The organism is Paenibacillus sp. JT22N12 (assembly GCF_056269365.1).
Genome location: NZ_JBWDNU010000006.1, coordinates 421,337 through 444,992 on the forward strand (window position 1 = coordinate 421,337; position 23,656 = coordinate 444,992).

Consider the following 23,656-nt stretch of genomic DNA (forward strand, 5'->3'; position numbering starts at 1 on the left):
TGTCCCCAGGCAGTTGTAGAACAACTTAAAAAGACTGCTCCCCGGCTCACGTATCGGGAAGCAGTCGCTGCTGGAAGCATCTTGAAGGTTATTGGTTTGCTTGTTTTTCAGGCACGCGAGCCGATACGGGAAGCGTCACTTCCCTGGTGCCCCGAGCGTCCTGACCACTACGGAATTGGAAGGTTCCGATTCTCCGCTGGCGCTTTTGCCTTTGATATAGTACGTGTACTCCACTCCTGGTTCGACGGTGCGGTCGTAATACGTATCTACCTTGGCATACCCCACGTATTGAGCCGGTTCTCCTTCGGATTCCCTGAAAATATTGTATTGGGTCGCTTCGCCATGGGACGTCCATACAAGTCCGACGAATGTTTTACCCTTCAAACCGACAAAGAGATTCGAAGGCTTGGCAGGCAAGGGCATTGCAATATCAAGTTCATCGGACGGAGCCGACTCGCCCATCTCGTTCTCCGCTGTCACCCTGTAGCTGTAACCTGTATGGTCCACGCTAACGCTGTCGTCGATATAACGGGGTAAATCTGTGCTGTCTATTCGGACAAACTCGTTCTCGCCATTTCCTTTCCTATAAATATTATAACCTTCAACATCGTCAACCGGCTTCCATGCAATTGCCAATGAGGAGGTCGCAGCATCGCCGACAGACAAGCCTGCAGGCACTTGCGGAATCGCCACCGGCGGATTCGTCGTCGTGCTGACGCTGTCGGACGCTGCGGATTCTCCGCCAGGCGCCGTCGTGGAAACTTTATAGTAATACGTCATAGAAGGGCTCACCGTCTTATCGGTATATGCCGTTGTTGAAACACTGCCTAAATTGTGATAAGCACCCTCCGGGGAATCTGCCCTGTAAATCACATAGCTGACGGCGCCGTCAACAGGCGTCCATGCAAGCGCTGCGGAGATACTCTTTGCCGCTGTAATCTTTAGTCCTGCCGGCGCTGGCGGGAGCGGCTTCGTTGCATCGTATGCCAATACTTCCACCGATGCGGAGTGCGGGGATTCGCCTCCGGCATTTAAGCCTGTCACATTATAATGATAGGTAACTCCCATCACAGGAGCAGTGTCCTTGTACTCCGTGGTATTGGAATTTCCAATGACTTTAAAGTAAGGATCCATTGACGTGGAACGGTAGATCAGATATGCGCCCGCTCCGCTTACGGGCTCCCAGCGGAGTGAAACCTCAGGGCCGTCCGTCAGCTGCCCATTCAATCCCAAGGGCGATTCCGCAGGAGGAGCCGCTTCCGGATTTGCCGATTTCAGGATGACGAAGTAGTTCATGCTGGAGGTGCTGTTATTGGCTCCCATTGTAACGTAAGAGCCCGCTGTATAATGCTTCTTGTAAAGCTTGAACTGCACCGGTTGGTCATCTGCGATGATCAGCGCCGTATCTTCGTAGGAGGATGTCAGCCAAGGCGGCCGGTTCGTTATCCTCGAATCGTGGGCGACATACACATCGGCATCGGCTGCCAAATAGAAGGAGAGCAAATCGTCGCTCGTGGCGCTTCTGGAACCCACCGCCGAGCGAATCCATTCCATGCCCTTCAATTCATCAGGGATGGTAGCGAATTTATACACACTGCTGCCGGTCAATCGGTCCCCAGCCACGAAGTCTCCCGTCTGCAGATTCTCTTCTACCGACCAGTTGGCCGCATTGCCGCTTCCGTTGCTGCTGTTATCTCGGACAACAACGCTCCTGACCGCATTCCCGTCCAAACTGGGCACCGGCTCTGATTCAGGCTCCGTCGTTGGCTCGACTGGCGGGATGAATGGCGTTCCTGACCATGCCGGCGGGGCTTCAGGGTAATTCACGGGGAAGCCCGGCGCCGCCAGTTTATTCAGGTAATCCTCGAGGTTCGTGTAGCCGTCTTTGTTCCTGTCGCCGTTCCGATCCTCCGGATTGTTCGGATTCAGTCCTTTCGCCTTTTCCCATGCATCGGGCATCCCGTCAAGGTCCGTGTCGCGGGGGGTTCTTCCTTGTGCCAGATGCGGAAACCCTCCGACGTCGTTCTCATGACCGATTATGACGCCGGTTTGCTTCCGTACGCTGTTGATCACCCGCTGATCCACCTTGTCCCGGACGAGCGACGCACCGGAGTGATCCAGAATATAATCGTATGCGACCTCAGGTTCTTGCATATGAACCGGAGGATATTCGAAACGCTCCGGAACCACGACGCTGGGCTTTTCGGCCTCCATCATCCCGGTCCCTGTATCCGTTCCATCGAGAATGCCGTTTTTGTTGCTGTCAATGCGGTTGTTTTCAAGGTACAGGCTATAATTCTCGTTCCCCCGCACAACCGCATATTGGGGGCTTGCCGAGTTGACGCCTGCAATAAAATAATTTCCAGTCACATTTCCATAGCCTTTGGTGCCGGATTCACCGCCGGCTACATAGGGGTAACCGCCCCAGTTGTAGATGATATTGTTCACGAAATCGATCTGGCCCTTCGTTTTGGGATTGCGGTCGTTGTTATGGGCATAGAGGTTATGATGCATGGTGATCGTATTCATTTCGATTAACCCGCCCATGGAGTGGGTGAGAAGCCCTTCTGAAATGATCGACCACTGCACTGTAATATTTTTGGATTTAGGATTATCGTAATCCTTGCTCTTGATGGATAACACTTCATCGGTCCCCCATGAGAACGAGGAGTGATCGATGATCACGTTCTGGCAATCTTCGAAATACATCGTATCGTCATTAAAAATCTGAACGCCCATGCGGAAGCGCAAATATCGGATGACGATATCACTGCAATTGATAAAGCGAATATTGTTGCCCCGGATGGTCACTCCGTCCCTCGGCGCGGTCTGACCAGCAATGGTGATCCTGGATTTGTCACTTACTACGATCTGGGGGATCGTGACTTCGCCCGAAATATCAAATACGATGGTTCGCGGTGTCGTTCCGGCGGTCATGAGCGCATCATGGAACGTCCCCGGACCGGTAAGCTCGTAGCTGGTCACGTGGTATACTTCGCCTCCGCGGCCCCCGGCTGCGGAATAACCGAAGCCTTCTGCCCCCGGAAATGCCGATATCGCATCATAGCTCGCTTTTGCAGTTGGAATAGGTGGCTGGAATAAAGAAAGACCAAGGACACTACATAAAACGATTGCTAACCATCTTTTCATGCTGAACCTCCTGTTTTCGATTTTATTTCCTTCTATACCACCGGATTGGCCGCAACCTGCTTACAACACTGGGGTTGCGATTGCTTCTTTTCCCGCTATTCACCTCCTTATTCTGCATGTACCGCCATCTTACCCGCGCAGTGCCGCCACATTCAATAGTTCAATCCTCCAATTCATGCACAATAACGGGATTTCGCGCGCATATGAGTGTTGAACCACGATAAAAAGCAGAAAACCTGCATCCGAATATCGGCTGCAGGTCTTCAAAGGATTACCGATCCATACACCATATCCTGCTCAGGCAGTTCCTTGAACGGAGGGAAGGCCAAGTGCCGGATTAGTCAAGTCGAGTTTATACATCACCTGATTATAGTTGTAGCGCGGCGTCGCAACATGATCCGTGAATGTATTCGTATAGGTCGCCTCGAAGTAAATGACGCGGCCGCCGTCTTCGAAGAAGAACTTATGCTGAGCCGGGTTATAGAACGTGTAATTGTTATGTGTAATGATTTTTTTGGCCGTTGTCCAAGGACCCTGCGGCGAAGGCGCCTCCGCGTACCAAATCTCCCCGAGAACCGATGTTTTCCCCAGAGTCTGCTGTCCAATCATCACATAGCGCTGCCGGTATTCGTTCCACTCGACAGAGCTTTGGGCCAGCGCAATTTCATCACCAGTATCGGCATCTTTCAATTGATAGTAGCGCTGATCGTCCGCTTTGATCAGACCGAGATTAATCAGCTCTTTCTCCTGATCCTGGCTGACCGGCGGGGTGTTCTTTTTCCAGTCCCAAACGAGCTTGCCATTCTGGTCGCGTTCGAGCGACGTATTAGCCCCGTCATAGGTCGATCCAGGCGCCAGGCACGTAAACGATTCGTATTCGGTATAGTCAATGATGGCGTCATAACTGGCGGCAACGCGCAAATTCGGAATCCGGTGCTCGGTAAAGAGCCAATAGCCCTTGCCGTTCTCCTCGTAATAGGTCGCCTGGCCGCCCGGATGGCGCCAGTCGTCCTTGGAGGGGAACTGGACGACCTGCTCGAATTGCTCTGTCCGATCGTTAAAGACGAGAATGCCGCGCGCGGCCAAATCGGGATTAAGCGTGCTGTAGCCTGTGAGGAGGCGCTCTTTTCCCGTGCTGTCCTTGGCCGTCATCAGACCGAAAATCCAGGCCATGTTCGCCCCATCGGGAAGAGAAGGCACCATGCTTTTCACAAATCCGTCTTCATTGGTGAAATAGTGCAGATCAACGCCGACATCCGGGTCCAGTCCGCCTTTTTGCGGCAGCTTTGACGTCGCGCCCGTCGTGCGGAAATTCCCCAGCGGGTAGGCCGGTCTGTCTGTATCCCCCCAGAACCAGTACAGCTTATTGTTGTACTCGATCGTTTGCACGGAATCCTGGCCCATGACCAGACCGTTGATAACCAGCTCTTGAACCGGCGCGTTCAAGCCGAGCAGTAAACTGTCGCGGTATATGCCCTGTCCGGTAACCCGGTATAACCGCTCGGCAATATTGACCCGGTTCATCTTGAGCGTGACGCTCCCGCCAGGTGTTACGTCGACGGCTTGTCCGCGGTAACCGAACATGTCGGTTGGCACCTCGTAGCCGTCACTGGACATGTGAAAGAATACTTGCTGATCCATAAGGCCCGGTTCATCAAACGCCACGATACCGGCGCTGTCCGTGTAATACAGAATGTTATTCGTTGTCTTCAACTCCACGAGCGGAATTCCGCGGCCCGTCCCGGCATCCACGACCTTAATCATGAACGGCGCCTTTTTCTTTTGGACCGTGCTGCCTGCCTCCTGCTTGACGCTGCTGTCGGCTGCCTGCGCCGCCGTCGTAACGCCAGGCGCCATCATGACCATCAGCATGGCGCATGCCCATAATCCCGCATTCTTCCAAGGCTTCGTTTTCATCTCTCGTTACCTCCCGACTGTTGTCGATTTGTGATGGTTAATCCAATTATTTGGATAGGACTCTTTGCGCAGCATCGTTATAGATCTTTAACACTTTATCGATATCTCCCATATTTTTAACCTGGTCTATAAATTTGGGCCAGTTATCAAAGCTCTGCTTGCCGGCAACAAACTTCGCCTGCTCTTCAGTAACGAAGGTTTTTACCGGGTTCATAATCTCGGATATTTCCTGGCTTTCGTCCGGTGTAAATTGAATGGCAGGCTCCGTATACCAGGATGGAACATAATCATTATTGGGCATAGGTAAATTTCTTAAATACGGCGACTTTTCAATGGGTACTTCTTCATATTTATTATCAAAAACAGTATAATCAGTTGCGGCAAAGTCCACGAATGCTTTTGAATCGTTTACCATTTGCAAACCGGGATTATATTTTTTGCTTGCCCTGATACCGTATTTATCTCCTTCCACCCATGGATCGGCTGCCGTTTTAAAGGAATCCACAAAGGTCGGATTGCCGTCTTCTCCGATTTTATAGGTGGTGCCCTCGATTCCCCAAGTAACGAGCCTCATATTTTCATCGGAATATTGCAAATCGATAAGCTTAATCAGATCTTCGGGATTTTTGGTTTTAGAACTGATACAGAAGGTAGCCCAACCTAAATCCGGTGTATTTCCATTAGCAACTTCCTGCCAGGCTGTACCATACTTTGGATTATCCGGATACAATGAAACAGCAAATGTTTTATCGTCATTAGCCGTTCTGGTATAATCGCCTGGTTCTGTAAACCACTGCGTTAACCACATAAAGGTATCTCCATTTAAAGCCTTTTTCTTGATCGTATCGTCTGTATCGATTGTATATTCAGGATCCAGTAGCTTTTCTGCATAAAGCTTATTGGCGAATTGAATTGCGTCTTGATATCCTTCATCAAAAATGCCATACACATATTTGCTTCCATCCCAGAAAATATCATCCTTCACGTGATTGGCGGAAAAAAGCGATCTTAAGCTGTTCCATTTTGTATCAATAGGATATTTATCCGGATAGAGCTGTTTGAGTTTTATTGCCGCGTCATAAAATTCATCAAGAGTTTGCGGAATTTTTATGTTATTTGCCTGAAATATATCATATCTGTATGCAGATACATTCTGAATCAACATTCCTTTATCCAAAGGAAAGCGGGGCGTAGATGTTTCTTTGAAAGAATACATTTCACCTTCGGAATTTGTTACTCGTGCCATGCCATTTTTAACCTTGCTGAGATAGTTCATATAGTTAGGCATATCATCCTTGTATTGACTTAACTCAAGAATCTGGCCCTGTTTAGCCATATCCGTAATATCATAGAATAAAGGAGTCACGAAGAAATCTGTCATATCATCACTTGCAATCATGAGTTTAACTTTTTCATCATATTCGGATGCTGGAATATAATTAAACGTTATATTCAGTTTTTTGCCCAGCTTTGCTTCCATCTGCTTCTTCCATTCTTTTCCCACCAAACTATTCTCGTTATCCACCCCATTTGAACTTAGAGTCACAGAAAAAGATAAGGTATCACTTTCATTCGAATCATCAGAAGCTTCATTTGCGTTGGTGCAGGCCGTTGCGGAAAAGGCGAGCAAACAAATCATGATCAGGCTAAGCATTTTTGCCTTTTTAATCACCCAAATTCCTCCCTATGAATATATTTTTTATGATAAGACGTAAAAGAAAATCTTTTTACATCAAATCCTTGATCTTTCATTAGCCCTTAATCGCTCCGACCAATACACCCTTTGTAAAGTGCTTTTGAAAAAATGGGTATATGACCATAATGGGGAACATGGTAATAATGATTACACTCATTCTTATTGCCTTAGGATCAAGGGCAGTTCCTGATGAATTAATGGCAACATTACCAGCCCCTACTCTACCTTGAATTGCACTTGTATCCATGGTGAACAGATAGTTTCTTAGAATCATCTGCAATGGATACTTGTCCTGATCCTTGAGGTAGATTAAAGCTTCAAACCAGCTGTTCCAGCTGCCTACTAAACCAAATAACGCAAAAGTTGCAAGAAGGGCTTTCGATAACGGTAAAATGATTCTAAATAGAACCACAAAATCATTTGCTCCATCAATGACCGCTGATTCTTTCAACTCTGCCGGAACATTTAAAAAGAAAATTCTAAATAAAAACACATTGTATGCTCCAACCGCGCCGGGAAGTATCATAACCCAAACCGTATTTAACAAATGCATACTGCGCATAAGCAAGTAGGTAGGGATTAAGCCTCCACTGAAAAACATCGTGATCATGAGAAATATGGTAATGAATTTTTTCCCCGCAAATCCTGGAACCGTGAGCGGGTAAGCCAATAAGGATGTAAACAACAACATAATGCCAGTCGAACCAACTGCATAAAGAATAGAATTCATATACCCCTTATAAATCAGTGCGTCGTGAAATACATCTGCATATGCCTGTGTAGTGAAGCCTCTCGGCCAAATCGTAAGGCTTCCCGAGGATATGTACCGTGCACTGCTCAGGGATGTAGCTATAATATTCAATATGGGGTACAGCACAACGACAAGGATCAATATCATAATAAAAATGTTAATAGCATCAAAAGTTCTGGAACCCAAACTGACTTTTCTCAATGTTCTCCCCCCTAAAACAAACTCGTTTCTGAAGCCTTGCGGCTAACCCAATTTGAGATATAAAGAATGATAAAGGATATAACGGACATGAATAATCCGATCGCAGTGGAATACTCATATCTTGCACCTAAAATGCCTTGTCGATATACATAGGATCCGATGACGTCAGCCACACTATATGTTTCAGGTGAATAAAGCAGGATAATTTTCTGGAAATCCGTTCCCAGTATTCCGCCCAAGGCGAATATGAGTAATATGATTGTTGTCGGTCTAATTGACGGCCAAGTGATGTGCACGAGCTTTTTCCATCTGCCGGCACCATCGACTTCAGCAACATCATAATATGTAGGGTCTATCCCGCTCAAAGCAGCAAGATAGATTATGGTTCCAAAACCAACGCCCTGCCATATGCCTGAAGAAATAAATATTGTTCTGAAATAGCCCGGTTCCAGGAGAAACATGATCGGGCTTCCGCCAAAATATGTAATGATATGATTAAAGAGACCATCCCTTGCAGTAAAATCCTTAAGCATTCCCGCAACGATTACAACAGATATAAAATGAGGAAAGTAAGAAACCGTTTGTACAATCTTTTTAAAATGCTTGTTTCTTAGTTCGTTAAATAATAGTGCAAGTATAATTGGAGCAGGAAATGACCAGAGCAACGTATACAGACCCAAAAGCAATGTGTTTTTTAAAACTCTGAATGCCATCGGGTCATGAAAAAAAGTGTTAAAATATTTAAATCCGATCCAGGGACTTCCCATGATCCCTTTTGAAGCGCTGAAATCCTTAAACGCTATGGTTATCCCATACATCGGAAAGTAACTGAATATGAGTACCGTTAGAAAACCAGGCAGCACCATCAGGTAAAGGTATCGGTGTTTCCACATTTTTGACCATCGCTTTTTATTGGTTGTTTCCAAAAAAACACCCCTTTTACTTTTTGCTTCGTGTCATCGTTTGCTCCCCCCGTCAGTCCTTCAACCGAAAGAAGTCATTGGACTTGACTTTGCACAGTTGGAAGCGCATTCAAATTTCAGCTTAAACAAGTTTGCCTTTAACACCGCATACTAACTTCATCTCATATAGAGCATTGATACTATCAGACTTCCTTCGCAGATGATGCGAATAAACATGAATTGAATAAGCTTGCAAACTCAATTCTTGTGCGCTTCTGCCAACGTTTAAACGCTTCCAAAATAGACATGCCGCGTGTTTGCCGAAGGTCCATCCGTACGACTTTGCACTTCCGTTAGCTATACGATAATGCTGGTTTCTCCATGCCCCAAATCCATAAGTTATTATGCTAAGTGGAGAATAACACATACTATTTTATGCGTCAATATGGATTTTTTTAATTTAATATAAAAAGTTAGTATGCTTAATTTTTTACTGCGTAATCATCCGCTCACGACACATGGGTTGGAGGCTGGGAACAACCGGTTTGATGAAATGAAACACACCGGGAATATAGGATTGGCGGGTGATCGCTATCCTAATCTGTGTCAACTCAAGCGCCGAAATGCTTGTCTGGCCAGGAAGGCTTATTTGCCGATGGAAGTTGAGCAGGTTAGAATAAGTTAGTATACATTCTATTATAAAGTGCGTTATAATTGAACATATGTCCAATAAGAGGAGAGCTTACATGAGCAAGAAAGATACGATATTGCCAAAGTATCAGCTGGTAAAGGATTATGTGCTTTTACAAATAGAGAAAAATGAGCTCGGCAAGGATGATCGAATTCCGAGCGAATCAGAGTTTTCCAAACTGCTCGATGTTAGCTCGATTACGGTGCGAAAAGCGTTGACGGAGCTGGTCAATGAAGGGGTTATTTATCGAGTGAGGGGAAAAGGAAGCTTTGTCGCGAATCAGGAGGCTTCTGTCAATAAAACGTCCAATTACGTTACCTTTATTATTTCCGGCAACGAAATGTATGACAGTTCATATATGCAGATCATTAAAGGAGTTCAGTCCTTCTTGAACCAGCAGGGCTGCAAGCTCATTATTGAATTTGTGGAAAATGATGTTGAGCAGGAACGGGAACTCATTCTGAAACTGATTCAATCGGAGAACCGGGGGCTGCTTATTTATTCCGCCAACCCCGACGCAGCAAAAGAATATCTCAACGAAATTCGCAAAAAATCAATACCGTTTGTCATGCTCGACCGCTTTCCTTCCGGATATCCGGTCAACTGTATTACATGCAACAACCATGACGGCGCATATGCAGCCGTTGAGTATTTGATTGCCCAAGGCCATCGGAATATCGGATTTGCCGCTTATGATTTTCATCTAAGTACGGAGAACGAACGGTACAACGGGTACCGCAATGCCATGGTAAACGCCTCACTTGCCCCAGATGACGATATTTTATTTCTTCAGCGGGATTTGGACTTCTCCAAGCTGTTGAGACAAATTCAAAAAGGTGAGCTTACCGCTCTCTTTTGCGTGAACGACAGACGGGCTCTCGAAGTGATTGAGCAGCTTACGCTGCAAGGCATCAAAATACCGGAGCAAATATCCATCATGGGCTTCGATGACATTGAAAGCTCCAAATTCGCCAAAGTATCTTTGAGCACCGTCAAGCAGCATTTCGACGTGCTTGGTTATGAAGGCACAAAACTTCTATTCGAGAGCATCAACAATACCTCGCAAGGTTACAAAAAAGTATTGCTGTCTACCAATCTTGTCATTCGAAAATCGATCAATAAAATTTAACGCCGCCGAGATCCTGATTTCTGCTTTCGAATCCATTAAAACCGCAGCCTTCGAGCGGTTTTATGGAGCTGGTTCACCGGTTCGCATCGACGGCAAACCTCTCCACAATACTGTCCTCGAACCGATGTGGCAATTCAACCTTGCCGCCATATTCAGCAGTATGGTAGATGGCCATAATGACTTGATACGACAGCATCGCATGAGCCAAATCGCAGATGTGACCGGCTTGCGGATTCGCCACGTATCCGGGAATGGAATTGACATAATCGATCAAAGCATCCATGTAGCTGTCTTCCCAACTCGACTTTTCGATCGTATGCTCGCCCGTTATGTAATTTCTCACTTCCAGCGATTGATTAAGCGCGATCTTCAGGTGCCCTTCTGTGCCGTATACATCCACTCCGATATGATAGAACGGGTTCGTTTCACCTTTGAGCGATCGCGCGAATGCGCCGCATTCAATCGTAGCCCGCACGCCGTTGGCAAACAAAATCGAGGCCATCGCCTCGTCCGGCGCGATGATAGAAGAGCTGTCCTTGCCCTCATACGGACCGGTTTGTCCCATCACCCAGCGGACGGGACTAAAGTCATTAAAGTACATTACCATATCAATCAGATGCGAACCTTGCTCCATTATATTGACCTTGGTGGAAGCGCGAATAAACTCGATCTCTCCGATCGCGTTATCACGCAGCAAATGCTGCGCCTTGCGCCAAGCCGGCAAATATTTATGCTGATGATTGACCAGCACCATCTTGCCGTGAGTACTGCAAAGTTCCTCGATTTCGCAGGCTTCCGACGGGGTTAGCGCCAGCGGTTTTTCAATATTGATCAGCCTAACGCCAGGAAACCGGACGGCCACCTTTATCAATTCCAGACGAGCGTCGGCGCTGCTGACAATGTCTACGATATCGGGGCTTGTCTCTTGCAGCAATATGGCCAAATCCAACGAACGGGTTGCAATCTGATAGCGATCAGCCAGTTTATTCAATCTCTCTGTATTCGAGTGTCCGCAAATCCCGACAAGTTCGATACTGTCGCTTGCTTGATATGCCTTGGCATGAGCATCGGCCCAGCCTTTCGTTCCGACAAGTACGACTTTCAATTTCATCGTTGTTTCCCCTCGCAAATTATTTATCATTAGTGCGCTTCTCATCGATCGTTATAACTCTATTTTTACAGCCATCACGAACCCGGAGTTTTGCATGATGAAAGTATGACCTAAACCAATCCAGAAACAAAAAAACGGCATCTCTGCCAGCAGCCTGAGTGGAGTTATTCCACTCAGGCTGGATTTGACTTTCTTTAAGATTAAAGACTCTTGCCTCTTTTTACAACCCTTTTGCCGTAATCCGTTAAAAACTCAACGGTTTGCGGATCATAGTAAGTTAAGTCTTGCTTATAAAAGACTTGAATGATGATTTTAATCCTACATTACATCTGATCTTGAAAATCAGCATTCACCGATACTTCTTTCCATTCTTCGAAGTGTTTCAGTAACTCTGTATATTTGTTCACCGCAATATGATAAGCATCCGATCCAAGTAACAATCGAAGCGGCGGCTCTTCAGACCCGGCAATGCTAACGATTGCTTTTGCAGCTTTTATTGGATCTCCGGGTTCTTTTCCATGGGTCTCTCCATTTACAAATGGAGAAATGAGATCCTCATACTCCTTGATAGCTGATTTTGTTTTAACGGCAGAGCGTCCGGACCAATCCGTACGGAAATTGCTTGGCTCAATCAAAGTTACATGAATTTTAAATGGAGCCACCTCTTGGGCAAGGCTTTCTGATATACCTTCAACAGCATATTTGGTTCCATTATAGTAACCCACTCCAGGAAACGAAGATAAGCCTCCGATTGACGATATATTGATAATATGTCCTGAAAGTTGGCTTCTCATATAAGGTAAAACAGCGTTGGTCATGTGCATAAGGCCCCAGAAGTTGATTTCGAACATTCTCCGGGTTTCTTCCTCAGCAGCTTCTTCAATTGAGCTAAAATATCCGATTCCAGCGTTATTGACAAGTACGTCAATCCGACCAAACTTCTCTATAGTGGCATTTACCGTGTTTTCAATTTGATCGGGCTTTGTAACATCAAGTTCCATCGCCAGAACGTTGTCAGTATTCCCACTGACAAGATCCGTAATTGAATTAAGATTTCTTGCGGTAACAACAACCTTATAACCTGCTTTAATCGTTGCTTTTGCAAGTTCTCTACCGAATCCGGTGGAACATCCAGTGATAATCCAAACGCTGTTTTTATTCATTTATTTCTCTCCCTCAGATTAAAGTTTTTTATGCAAAAAAAATTCTAGACCTTAGAGTATTATCTAAGTCAAGCCTTTTACGAGATATTTTCGCGCCGGTCCAAACATCATTTCCAATCGTCACATGTCCTGGATAGTATAAATTTTTGAATATTTTTTGACTTAGAGCACACTCTAATCTATATAATAAAATTATTATTTTCATAAAAAAGGTGGTTTTATTCATTGGGATACACGATTAGTCAAGTTGCCGATATGACAGGACTAACTGCACATACATTGCGCTTTTATGACAAGCAGGGCTTACTGCCCTTTGTTGATCGTAATAAGGCAGGTAACAGAGATTTTAAAGAGAGTGATTTTGAATGGCTTGCCGTAATAACATGTTTGAGAAAAAGTGGTATGCCCGTGAAAAAGATTAGACAGTATGTTGATTGGGGCATGGAAGGAGACGTTACATTAAATCAGCGTCTTGAAGTGTTTGAAACACACAAAAAAGTTATTACGGAGAAAATTGCCGAATTAGAAGAGTATTTGCAGAAAATAGATTATAAGATGGGGTTTTACAAAACAGCTATTGATTTTGGGACAACAGCGGTACACTCACAAAATAACTGTGTGTTTGCAGATGAAACGTTAATGTAGGCTGAAGACCGGTAACGTAATTTAAATCGCTTAACCTCTATCGATATCCTATCCTATCTATGCCCCATTCCTGATAACCATACAGCTTCATGTTTTTCGAAAAGGACAAAAAGTTGTACCCATACAAGAAGAAACGGCTGTCGCCGTCCTTTGGTGGCGCAGCAAGTTTCTTCCCTCGGACCTTATAGAAATGGATAAATGTGAAACTTATACATCTATAAGGTAAATAAAAACCCGCGCTCAGCGCGAGTTATTATGGATATATGTTCTTGTCCGGCACAATTGTGCTCAACGAACAGATTTCATCAACGGCTATTGTTCGGATTAACGGACTATATAGTACATGTTCATGATAGTTTATTATGCATTATAAATGGCTTCAGGTCTTTCCGCGACTTTGAATGCGAGGGCTCCGCCTTCTTCCAACGCGCCTACCATTCGGCGAACGAGCCGTCGTCGTAAGCCAGTCTCGGCGTATCCCAATCGCCGCCGTAGCCGCGTTCGATCAACGCTTCCTCGTTGATCTCGATGCCGAGGCCCGGGCCTTGCGGCACGGCGATATTGCCGCCCTCGACCACAAACGGCCGTTTCAGATAGCCTTCGCCGAGGTCCCACTTCTCCGCCAAGGACGGATGCTCCTGGATGAGGAAGTTCGGCGTGCAGGCGTCGAGCTGGAGACATGAAGCGAGCGAGATCGGCCCGAGCGGGTTGTGCGGAGCCACGCTTGCATAATGCATCTCGGCCATCGCCGCGATTTTGCGGCCCTCGAAGATGCCGCCGGCATGGCACAGATCCGGCTGAACAATGGCGACGGCGCCTTTCTCCAGCACCTCGCGGAAGCCCCAGCGGGTGAACAGCCGCTCGCCGGTGGCGATCGGAATGCTCGTCGACTGCGCGACGCGCAGCAGCGCGTCCACGTTCTCCGGCAGGCACGGTTCCTCGATGAACATCGGGTAATACGGCTCCAGGGCGGCCGCAAGCCGGATCGACATCGCCGGGCTGACGCGCCCATGGAAATCAATGGCGATGTCGAGCCCGCTGCCGGCTGCTTCACGGATGGCCGCGAACTTATTCGCCACGTTCTCCACGAACGCCAGCGTGTCGATCTGCCGCACCGGCGCGTCGACGCCGATCTTGATCGCGGTGAAGCCCGCTTCCATTCGCTTCTTCGCGTTCGCCGCGATCTCGTCCGGCGTCGCCCCGCCGCAGTGGCTGTACATGCGGATGGTCTCGCGTACTTTGCCGCCGAGCATTTCGTAGACGGGCATGTTGTAGAACTTGCCCTTAATATCCCACAGCGCCTGCTCGATGCCGCTTATTGCGCTGACCAGCACCGGGCCGCCACGGTAAAAGGTGCCCCGGTACATGATCTGCCAATGGTGCTCGATGCGCAGCGGATCTTGGCCGATCAAGTAGCGCTTCAGCTCTTCCACCGCGGTCGCGACGGTAAGCGCACGGCCTTCGACGATCGGTTCTCCCCACCCGCTTATCCCTTCGTCGGTCTCGATCTTCAGAAACAACCAGCGCGGTTTCACATGGTATAGCTTCATATCGGTGATTTTCATAACGATTCGTCTCCTCCTGCGTTTCACTTGGATTCGTCCTGCGTCGCCTGCCGTCATCCGTTTACCTGTCAATTATGCCGCATTCCCGGACGCTTTCGCTTCCGTCTAGTCTTTATCCGCCCATACCGGCAGCAGAGCGCCGCCGTCCATGTATACCGTCGTGCCCGTCATATAGCCCGCCTTGTCGGAAGCGAGGTACACGGCCGCCTCGCCGACCTCGTCCGTCGTGGCGAAGCGGCCGAGCGGAATACGCGAGGCCACGCCGGCAATGCGCGCGCGCATCTGCTCATCCTTCGGTTCGCCGAGCAGGGTGTAGCCCGGCGCGATGCCAACGACGCGGATGCCGTAGCCGGCCAGGTCGAGCGCCATGTTCTTCGTCAGCTTGTTGACCGCCGCCTTCGCCGCGGCGTACACCGTCGCGTTCGACCACGTGCCTTCCGCATGGTTGGAGCTGATATGGATGAGCGCGCCTTTCGTCCCCTGCTCCGCCATGATGCGCGCCGCCCGCTGCGAACAGAAGTAGAGCCCCTTCAAATCCGTGTTCATCACTTCGTCGTAAAGCTCCGGCGTAGTCTCCAGAAACGGCTGCATCCGCGTAATGCCGGAATTCGCCACGCTCACGTCCAATCGGCCGAACGCCGCGCGCGCACCGTCATACAATGCGTCCACGCCTTCGATCGTCGAGATATCCGCCTGTACCGATTCGGCGCGCACGCCGATGGCCCGAATTTCCTGCACGACGGCCTCCGCCTTCTCAGCGCTGCGGTTGTAATTCACGCAGACGTCATAGCCTGCTCTCGCAAATGCCAGCGCGATGCCTCTGCCGATGCCTCTGCCGGAGCCCGTAACCAATGCTACTTTGCGTTCCATATTCCATCCCTCTCTTCCTTGCGCTGTCGGCCGCGACCGCAGCCACAACCGCTGTTATCCTTTCAGCCCCGTAAACGACACGCCTTTCTCGATCAGCTTCTGGCAGGAAATAATAATGATCATAAGCGGGATGGTGGCGATGACGAGACTGGACATAATGACGTTCGCTCCCATGCTCTGCCGGTTCTGAAAATCGTTCAGCGCGACTGTGAAGGTCCACACCTGCGGCGATTTCGCCACGACTAGCGGCCACAGGAATTCGTTCCATACGGCGATGAACGTCATGACCGAGACGACCGTGAAGATCGGCGTGGACATCGGAATGATGATCCGCCAGAAAATATGAACCTCCGAGGCTCCGTCGATTCTCCCCGCCTGAATGAGCTCGCCCGGCAGCTGCTCGAAGAACCCCTTGAACAGGAAGATGACGATTCCCCACGCGGTATGCGGCAAAATAATGCCCCACAGCGTGTTTACCAAATGCAGCTTATCCATCGTCAAGTAAAGCGGAACGAGGATCGCCAGCTCCGGAATCATGATCGTTGCGACGAAGAAAAGCGTTAGCCAGCCGCCAATGCGCCTGCGCACGAGATGGGCCAGCGCATAGCCCGCCATGCCGCCGATCAGCAGCTGGGACACGATCGTCGCGCCCGTCACGATCACGCTGTTCAGCAGGAAGTGCTGGAAGCCGTAAGCGTTATCATCGCCGCTTGCCATCTGCCAGAGCACGATGTAATTATCGAACAGCCGCTTCCAGTCCCCTGACTCTGAAATCGTTTGCAATTCTCCTTTGACGACCTTGGATTCCAAGATCAGCCGCTGGACCGTGCTCGCCGTCTCCGGCAGCTCGGCCGGGACCGCCGTTGCGCCGTTATACTCGGCTCCGCCGGATCCGAGCATGCGGAATTCGGTCAGGCCCCGCTCGCGGATTTGCGGAAGCTTGATCCGCATCGTCGCGTCCGTGGCCAGCTGGGTCGGCACGATTTGCGGCCGTCCAATCGTGAAGTTGTACGCGGGCATGTATGCTATATATACGACATGACCATCCTTGATTCCTGTCACGCGCATGGAGCCGATCGCTTCGTTTTGCATTTTTTTCCACGTGAACCAGATCGCCTCCATGGCGTCCAATTCGAGCTCTTCCGGCTTCTGCAGCTTCGTGCCGTCGTAATTCAAGGTGATGTTGACGGACTTGGGCACCTTCGGGACCCAGGTCGGCGGAAACTTGTAAATGGAGATGTTGTCCTTCATCGACGAGCTGATCATCCACAATAACGGAATGATGGAGACGATGATGAAAAATGCGGCGACCGAATAGGAAACGATTTTGACGGATAAAGCGCCGCGCTCCCTTATGCGTTTGTTCCGTGCAGCCATGGCTGGCTCCTTCCCGGCAGGTTCAGAGTCATTCCCTGCCCGACATTTTGATTTGTGCGTACGTAATGAGCGCGATGATGAAGAACATCACGAAGGAGACGGCGCCCGCCACCCCGAAGCGGAACTCCTTGAAGGAGCTGTCGAAGACGAGCATGGACAGCGTTCGCGTGCTGTTCGCCGGCCCGCCGCCGGTCATGATGTACATCGGGTCGAACGTCAGGAACACGCCGGAGATGAACGCCACGAACTGGATGCCGATGACGAATTTCAAGCTCGGAAAGACGATGGCGGACATCCGCTTCCAAGGTCCGGCACCGTCGATTTTGGCCGCTTCGATGTTCTCCGCCGGGATACCCTTGAGCGCCGAGTAATAGATCAGCATGCTGAGCCCGGTGCCGAACACGCCGGGAAACACGATCGCCCATTTGGCCATGTGCGGATCGTTCAACCAGCCGTAAGGACCAAGCCCGACGAAGTGCAGCAGGTAATTCAGCAACCCGTAATCCGGGTTGTACAGCCACTTCCACAGCAGATAGCCGGCGACCGCCGGAACCGCCGTCGGCAGCAGGTACAGGACGCGGATCGTCTTGTTCGCCGTCGTGACTTCGTTCAGCAGAATCGCCTGCATGATCGGAATCCAGAACGTCAGGATGAAATAAATGCCGAAGAAGGCGAACGTGTTCTTGAGCGCGTTCCAGAATTCGGTCGACTGGATCAGGTACGCATAGTTGTCGAGCAAGACGAAGCGCCCCGGGGGATCGATGACCTTGTAGTCGAAGAAGCTCATATAGATCGCTTGAAACAATGGATAATATTTGAAAATCAAAAAGGCGAGCACCGCCGGGGTCAGGAAAAATATCGGCGTCCAGGCGATCTTGAGGCGGAAGCCGGGCTTCGCTCGCAACCGCGTCCCCGGCTGCTGCAGGGCTGTTTTCATTCACGTCCGCATCCTTTCACGCGAAATTGTTGAGCGGAGCCCTCTGCGGCTGCCTGCCCGCTTCAAGTCTCCGCTCCGGTATTTATTTCTTCACGGATGCGTTGTACGCATCGACGACTTCCTTCTGCGCGGCCGCCTGCGCTTCCGCGAGCAGCGCCTTCGGATCCGATTTCTCGTCGGTCAGCGCCTTCTGGACTGCTTTCACCACGTACGGCGTCAAGCGTTCCTTCAGGAAGTACTCCAGGTGGGTGTTGGCCGCCGCCTTATTGACGTTGTCGATCAGCTCCTGCGAGACGTTCTCCGCGAAATCCGCCGGGTTCACGTCGCTGCGGACCGACAGCAGGTTCGGGAATATGCCGTTGTCGGACTGGAATTGCAGGTATTTCTCCAGCACTTCCTTGGAATTAATGTAGGTGATGTACTTCCAGGCCGCGTCCTGTTTCTCCTTGGACGTCTTCGGATTGATGATCCAGTACGCGCCGCCGATCTGGCTAGGGCCTTGGCCGGACGGACCGACCGGATACGGCGCAAAGCCGACGTCCGCGAGATCCATGCCGTTCGCAGCGTAATCCCCGAAGCCGCTGGACGCACCGTTCGACATCGCCGCGCGTCCCTGGAAGATATCGTTCATGTTGTCCTGGTAGCTCTGCAGCACGTTGTTCTGCACGATTTTGTGCTTCCACTTCAGATCCTTGTAGAATTGCAGCGCCGTAACGGACGGCTCTTCCGTGAAGGCGAGCGTCACCGTGCCGTCGTCGTTCAGATGCGTCAGGTCGCCGCCCGCCTGCCAGACGTAATACTCGAACCACCAGTCCGCCCATTCCATGCCCAGCAGCGTGATGCCGTACTGTTTCTTGGCGGTGTCCGTGAGCTTGATTCCGTCCGCGACCAGTTCGTCCCAATTTGCCGGCGGCTTATTGGGATCGAGCCCCGCGGCCGTGAACATCTTCTTGTTGTAGAACAGGCCCGTCGCGTACATGTCATGCGGAATGCCGTACACTTTGCCGTCGATCGTGCCGGCCGTCATCGAAGAAGGAATGAATTGATCCTTATCCGCATATCCGTCCCAATAAGGCGTCAGATCGAGCGCCAAGCCTTGGCCGACCCAGTCACCGATGATCGGGAAATGTGCCGATTGATAGGCATCCGGGCCGTTGCCGCCGACCATCGACGTCACGAACACCTCGCGGTCGTTTGTGCCTTGCGGCATCGTCTCGTGCGTGACCTTGATGTTCGGATTCGCCGCTTCGAAGCCGGCCTGGATTTCTTCCCATACCGGTTTGTTCGGATCCTCGGGCTGCGGCTGGTCCCATACCTTGATCTCGACCGTGCCGCCGGCATCACCGGCGCCCGCATTGGCTGCTCCTTCGTTTGCCTCCGCGTTCGTGCCGGCATCCGCATCGGCAGCCGCCGCGCCGTTGTTGCCGTCCATGCTGCCTGTGTTCGTGTTAGAGCCGCCGCTATTGCCTCCGCAGGCTGTAACCGTTAGCGATAATGACAGGATGATTGCCGCGAACGCCCATCTTCCATACCAATTTTTGTTCTTCACAGTTGGCTGCCTCCCTTATGGTAATCATTCACAAATCAAGTGTATAATTTGATGAGAGCGCTTTCTATATAATTTTGTAACCTCTCTTTAGCAATATTCTAAGCTCTTCCATCCGCTGCTTTGCCGCCGACAGGAATAGCCTCCCGCCTGTCGAATACCAACCCTTACCCGCACCGTGTCTATGAAGGAGGGGATCGCCTGGAACATCGATGGCTGAGATTGGGAAGGCCGCGCACCGTTCAATTCCGCAGCAAGCTGATTCTCTCTTTCTTCGTCGTCATCGGCTTGACCGCACTCATCATGGGTTACTCCTACTACCGGATCATGCAGAGCGAGCTGCAGGCCTCCACCCTGGACGGTCTGGGGAAGATGACGGAGCAGACGGCCGATACCTTGAAACTGCACTTCAAGACCATCAGCAATGTCGGCTACAGTTATTTCAGCGACACCTCCCTGCAGAAATTCCTGAGCGGCGGACTTCCGGACTTCGACGACCAGCATTATTACCGCAACAAGCTGGAAGGGCAGAAGCTGCAAAATCCGCTCATTGCCTTCATCAAGATCGCCAGTCTGCGCGGCGACGAATACTCCAGCTATTACTACTACAATTCCGGGGTCAGGGAGCTGTTCGAGCAGGACCAGGAGCGGCTCTTCGAGCAGGCAAAACGGCTGGACGGCTACCCGCTCTGGACGGCTTCCATCACGAAGATCAATACCTCGCGAACGCCCGTGCAAACGATCAGCTACGTCCAGCAGCTCAAGCGGATCACCTCCAACTCGCAAACGCCGATCGGCTACATCAAAATTGACATGGATCCCGCCATTATCGAAAAGGCATTCATCGGACTAAGCAATGACGACGGCAGCGCCTACTATATCGTCGACCGCCAGGGACGGGTTATTTTCGCCAAAGATCACGAGTTGATCAACGCGTCCATTGCCGACTCTCCGCTCTTCGCCGGTTACCGCGCCCATCCGGCCTCTGACCGATATGTCGACTACCGGTTCAAAAGCGGCAGCCAAATGAACATCGGCTTCTACCGCGCGCTTGGCTACGGCGATTGGCTGGTCATCGGCAGCGTGCCGCTCGACCGCATTGTGAACAAGGTGAACGCGTTCCGCAATCTGCTCGTCCTGATCGCGCTCGCCAGCTTTCTTGCGGCGATGCTGATCGGTTCCGCGATCGCCGCGGGCTTCACGAAGCCGTTGAAGGAGCTCAACAAGCGGATGAAGCAGGTCGAGAAAGGCGATTTTCAAGCGTTCATCGACGTGCGGGGCACGGATGAGCTCTCCACCATTCAGCACAGCTTCAACAAGATGACGTACGAAATCCGCTCGCTTATCCATAAAGTATACGAGACGGAGCTGCTGAAGAAGGAAGCGGAGATCAAGGCGCTGCAATCGCAGATCAACCCGCATTTTCTGTTCAATACGCTCAGCACGATCGACAGCATCTCTTCGATCGACGGCGACGAACGCATCTCGTATATTTGCCTGGCGCTCGGGGGCATGCTCCGCTATAACCTGAACGGCGGCGGGCTCGCCACGGTCCGGGAGGAGGTCGCGCATCTGAACCAGTATTTGTCCATCTACCAAATCCGGTTCGGCGGGCTGTTCGTCTACGAGATCGACGTGGAGCCGGGCATTGAGGAGCTGATCGTGCCGAAGTTTCTCGTGCAGCCGCTCGTCGAGAACGCCGTCATTCACGGTCTGGAGCAGAAGGTCGGGCCCAAATTCGTGCGGGTGGCGTTGACCAGCCTGGACGAAGCGACGCTCGGGATCGACGTTTATGACAACGGAGTCGGCATGGATCCGGCCATAATCGAGCTGCTGCGTCGCAAGCTGACCGATTCCCCGGACATCGTGTCGCGGCAGTCCTCCGCGCGGACGATGATCGGTCTGGCCAATGTATTCAAGCGCGTTCAGATGTATTTCGAAAGCGATCCGCAGGTGATCATCGATAGCAAGCCGGGGGCGGGAACGCGAATCTCGTTCCGGCTGCCCAAGCGAACAGGAGGAGGACATTCCGATGAAGGTCATGATCGTTGAAGACGAACCCCTGCTGCGGCAGGGCCTTATCCGCAAAATCGATTGGGAGACGCTCGGCCTGCAGCTGGCTGGCGAAGCGGGCGACGGCTTCGAGGCGCTGTCCAAGCTGGCGGGCTGCCAGCCGGATATCGTGCTGACGGACGTGCGGATGCCCGGCATGGACGGTTTGCAGTTCATCGAGCAGGCGCGGACGCAGAGCCCGCGCTTGAAATTCGTCATCATCAGCGGCTTCAATGAATTCGAATACGTGCGCACGGCACTCCAATACAATGTCAAGGACTATCTGCTCAAACCGATCGACAAGGATAAGCTGCACGGTTTGTTGGGCGACTTGTGCAAGGAGCTCCGCGAAGAACAAAAGGACGCGGCAGATCTGACGCAGCTTCACGAGCTGGGAGCCTGGATCCGGCAGAGCCATCTGCAGCCGCTGGACTTCCAATTGACCCACCTCATCTCGGAGGCGGATGCAAGATGGGACGGTCTCCCGCCCGCGATGCCTGTCTGCCGGAGCTTCGCCGCGGCTGTCGTGCGGATCCGCGGGGGAGCGGACAGCCGATTCGGCCCGGACGAAGGAACGCTGGCCAGATTCGCCGTTCAGAACGTGCTGGGGAATACGCTGCTCCCGCTCGCGAATATCGCCTCCGTCGTCTTCAAGCACGCTTATCATAAAGAAGAGATCGTCGCCCTTCTCGGCTCCGAAGCCGCCTTCTCCCTAAAGCCGCTCGCGGAAGCGCTGACCGGGACCGCGGCATGGATCTCACGCCATCTCGGCTTGACCGTGTCCATCGGCATCAGCGGGACGAAGGAAGAGCTGACACAGCTCCGGTTCGCATATACCGAGGCACGCAAAGCACTTCAGTACCAGCTGCTGCTGGGAAGCGGCAGCGTTTGCGCCGAAGCCGAAACGGAAGCGGGCTTGCAAGCCGCGGACGCCAGCCCGCGGCTGATGGACGAGGCCGAGCGCGTCATGCCGGCCATGCTGGATGAGGGCGCGTACCGTGACTTCCATGCGTATGCCGGCGGACTCTTCCGCCGTCTCGCGGAGTCGCCGGATGCCCGCTATGACCAGCTGGAATTCGTCTACGCGGAGGTGATGCGAATGCTGCGCAAGCACGCGGCGAAGCAAGGCACGGCCTTGCCGGGCGGCGCATCGGTTGGCTCGCCTGCCGCCTCTCTGGAGCAGTTCTCCGGCTGGTGCGAGATTACTGCAGTGATCGACCGGCAGCTGAAGCATTTGGAGAGCATTGCCGGCAGCGGAACCGACCGTTCGTGCGACGATATCATCGCACATGTCAAGCGGCATATCGAGGAGCATTACGCGGAGGAGCTGTCGCTTCAGTGGGTGGCGGAGACGTATTTCATCCATCCGAATTATTTCTCCAAACGGTTCAAGCTCGTCGTCGGCGTCTGCTTCAGCGATTACGTTACGCGAATCCGCATGAACCGCGCCCGGGAGCTGCTTCGCACGACAACCTTGAAGATCGCGCGGATCTCCCAACTGGTCGGCTATGAGGACCAGAATTACTTCTGCAACGTCTTCAAGAAAACCGCTGGCGTCAGTCCGTCCGCCTACCGCGGCTGACAAGCGCCAGAAGGTGAGAGAGCTCCGTCCCCTTCCGGGACGGAGCTCTCTTGGTATTCTCTTATTCAGCCAAATCAAGACTGGCATGTTATCGTAATGCCTCTTTATGATTTGCCATAACAAACAACATGCAGCATATCGGATCCGCGAAAAATCCGTTCTATCCTGGTAGTTCAGTATGAACCGACCTTAAAGACAGGAGACTGCTTTCCATCAGAAGAGGACGAAAAGAAAGGCCGGTGGGATTCCATCGGCCCTCTTCTTACACGCCGGAAAACGCGTCTGTGCCTTAATGCATTGCATTGGCTTCGCCCAGGGTGCTAGGTCCCTGCCTCCAGCCTATTCCGACATTCTGGCTCAATCCGAACAAA

General features: G+C 51.1%; 16 protein-coding genes. 4 read left to right on the top strand and 12 right to left on the bottom strand.

All coding sequences use genetic code 11. The features are described 5' to 3' along the window. Positions 1–135: 135 nt before the first annotated feature. The 5 genes from AC0YOA_RS23165 to AC0YOA_RS23185 form a co-directional block, all read right to left on the bottom strand. Positions 136–3,150 (bottom strand): pectinesterase, encoded by a 3,015-nt coding sequence (locus AC0YOA_RS23165; protein ID WP_475788635.1) that lies wholly within the window; start codon positions 3,148–3,150, stop codon positions 136–138. A 297-nt stretch (positions 3,151–3,447) separates the two neighbouring features. Continuing rightward, positions 3,448–5,067 (bottom strand): hypothetical protein, encoded by a 1,620-nt coding sequence (locus AC0YOA_RS23170; protein ID WP_475788636.1) that lies wholly within the window; start codon positions 5,065–5,067, stop codon positions 3,448–3,450. Positions 5,068–5,113: 46 nt separating this feature from the next. Further along, positions 5,114–6,739, bottom strand: a complete 1,626-nt coding sequence (locus AC0YOA_RS23175) for a type 2 periplasmic-binding domain-containing protein (protein WP_475788637.1) — start codon at positions 6,737–6,739, stop codon at positions 5,114–5,116. 79 nt (positions 6,740–6,818) lie between these two features. After that, positions 6,819–7,715, bottom strand: coding sequence for a carbohydrate ABC transporter permease (locus AC0YOA_RS23180; RefSeq protein WP_475788638.1), 897 nt, complete (start codon positions 7,713–7,715; stop codon positions 6,819–6,821). Between the two features lie 11 nt (positions 7,716–7,726). Beyond that, the gene (locus tag AC0YOA_RS23185; protein WP_475788704.1) at positions 7,727–8,608 is read right to left on the bottom strand and encodes an ABC transporter permease; all 882 of its coding nucleotides are present in this window, start codon (positions 8,606–8,608) and stop codon (positions 7,727–7,729) included. A gap of 755 nt (positions 8,609–9,363) precedes the next feature. On the opposite strand from AC0YOA_RS23185, the gene AC0YOA_RS23190 reads away from it, so the two are divergent. Then, entirely contained in the window at positions 9,364–10,437 is a 1,074-nt protein-coding gene (locus AC0YOA_RS23190) for a GntR family transcriptional regulator (protein ID WP_475788639.1), read from the top strand. A gap of 73 nt (positions 10,438–10,510) precedes the next feature. On the opposite strand, the gene AC0YOA_RS23195 is transcribed toward AC0YOA_RS23190, so the two are convergent. Together AC0YOA_RS23195 and AC0YOA_RS23200 are read right to left on the bottom strand one after the other, a co-directional pair. After that, positions 10,511–11,548: a Gfo/Idh/MocA family protein gene (locus AC0YOA_RS23195; protein WP_475788640.1), complete on the bottom strand. Its 1,038-nt coding sequence runs from the start codon at positions 11,546–11,548 to the stop codon at positions 10,511–10,513. A 323-nt stretch (positions 11,549–11,871) separates the two neighbouring features. Continuing rightward, positions 11,872–12,711, bottom strand: a complete 840-nt coding sequence (locus AC0YOA_RS23200; protein WP_475788641.1) for an oxidoreductase — start codon at positions 12,709–12,711, stop codon at positions 11,872–11,874. Positions 12,712–12,936: 225 nt separating this feature from the next. Here AC0YOA_RS23200 and AC0YOA_RS23205 point away from each other — a divergent pair, with 225 nt between their 5' ends. Then, positions 12,937–13,356, top strand: coding sequence for a MerR family transcriptional regulator (locus AC0YOA_RS23205; RefSeq protein WP_475788642.1), 420 nt, complete (start codon positions 12,937–12,939; stop codon positions 13,354–13,356). A 431-nt stretch (positions 13,357–13,787) separates the two neighbouring features. Here AC0YOA_RS23205 and dgoD read toward each other — a convergent pair whose 3' ends face one another. The 5 genes from dgoD to AC0YOA_RS23230 all read right to left on the bottom strand — a co-directional run bounded on the left by dgoD (position 13,788) and on the right by AC0YOA_RS23230 (position 19,654). After that, positions 13,788–14,921 (bottom strand): galactonate dehydratase, encoded by a 1,134-nt coding sequence (gene dgoD, locus AC0YOA_RS23210; protein WP_475788643.1) that lies wholly within the window; start codon positions 14,919–14,921, stop codon positions 13,788–13,790. A 105-nt stretch (positions 14,922–15,026) separates the two neighbouring features. Then, complete coding sequence (locus AC0YOA_RS23215) at positions 15,027–15,791, bottom strand: SDR family NAD(P)-dependent oxidoreductase (protein ID WP_475788644.1); 765 nt, start codon at positions 15,789–15,791, stop codon at positions 15,027–15,029. A gap of 54 nt (positions 15,792–15,845) precedes the next feature. Beyond that, positions 15,846–17,168 carry a carbohydrate ABC transporter permease gene (locus AC0YOA_RS23220; RefSeq protein ID WP_475788645.1) on the bottom strand — a complete coding sequence of 441 codons (1,323 nt, stop codon included), beginning with the start codon at positions 17,166–17,168 and terminating at the stop codon, positions 15,846–15,848. 28 nt (positions 17,169–17,196) lie between these two features. Further along, complete coding sequence (locus tag AC0YOA_RS23225; protein ID WP_475788646.1) at positions 17,197–18,105, bottom strand: carbohydrate ABC transporter permease; 909 nt, start codon at positions 18,103–18,105, stop codon at positions 17,197–17,199. Between the two features lie 82 nt (positions 18,106–18,187). After that, positions 18,188–19,654, bottom strand: coding sequence for an extracellular solute-binding protein (locus tag AC0YOA_RS23230; protein WP_475788647.1), 1,467 nt, complete (start codon positions 19,652–19,654; stop codon positions 18,188–18,190). Positions 19,655–19,873: 219 nt separating this feature from the next. Between AC0YOA_RS23230 and AC0YOA_RS23235 the strand changes: the two genes are divergently transcribed. Together AC0YOA_RS23235 and AC0YOA_RS23240 are read left to right on the top strand one after the other, a co-directional pair. Continuing rightward, positions 19,874–21,703, top strand: coding sequence for a cache domain-containing sensor histidine kinase (locus AC0YOA_RS23235; protein WP_475788648.1), 1,830 nt, complete (start codon positions 19,874–19,876; stop codon positions 21,701–21,703). Beyond that, entirely contained in the window at positions 21,684–23,285 is a 1,602-nt protein-coding gene (locus AC0YOA_RS23240; protein WP_475788649.1) for a response regulator transcription factor, read from the top strand. Before AC0YOA_RS23235 ends, AC0YOA_RS23240 begins: the two co-directional genes overlap by 20 nt. Positions 23,286–23,656: the final 371 nt, after the last annotated feature.

Coding starts and splice junctions, on each gene's coding strand:
- AC0YOA_RS23220 (WP_475788645.1), bottom strand. CDS start 17,168: ATGGCTGCACGGAACAAACGCATAAGGGAGCGCGGCGCTTTATCCGTC.
- AC0YOA_RS23240 (WP_475788649.1), top strand. CDS start 21,684: ATGAAGGTCATGATCGTTGAAGACGAACCCCTGCTGCGGCAGGGCCTT.
- AC0YOA_RS23200 (WP_475788641.1), bottom strand. CDS start 12,711: ATGAATAAAAACAGCGTTTGGATTATCACTGGATGTTCCACCGGATTC.
- AC0YOA_RS23170 (WP_475788636.1), bottom strand. CDS start 5,067: ATGAAAACGAAGCCTTGGAAGAATGCGGGATTATGGGCATGCGCCATG.
- AC0YOA_RS23190 (WP_475788639.1), top strand. CDS start 9,364: ATGAGCAAGAAAGATACGATATTGCCAAAGTATCAGCTGGTAAAGGAT.
- dgoD (WP_475788643.1), bottom strand. CDS start 14,921: ATGAAAATCACCGATATGAAGCTATACCATGTGAAACCGCGCTGGTTG.
- AC0YOA_RS23195 (WP_475788640.1), bottom strand. CDS start 11,548: ATGAAATTGAAAGTCGTACTTGTCGGAACGAAAGGCTGGGCCGATGCT.
- AC0YOA_RS23215 (WP_475788644.1), bottom strand. CDS start 15,791: ATGGAACGCAAAGTAGCATTGGTTACGGGCTCCGGCAGAGGCATCGGC.
- AC0YOA_RS23185 (WP_475788704.1), bottom strand. CDS start 8,608: ATGTGGAAACACCGATACCTTTACCTGATGGTGCTGCCTGGTTTTCTA.
- AC0YOA_RS23165 (WP_475788635.1), bottom strand. CDS start 3,150: ATGAAAAGATGGTTAGCAATCGTTTTATGTAGTGTCCTTGGTCTTTCT.
- AC0YOA_RS23225 (WP_475788646.1), bottom strand. CDS start 18,105: ATGAAAACAGCCCTGCAGCAGCCGGGGACGCGGTTGCGAGCGAAGCCC.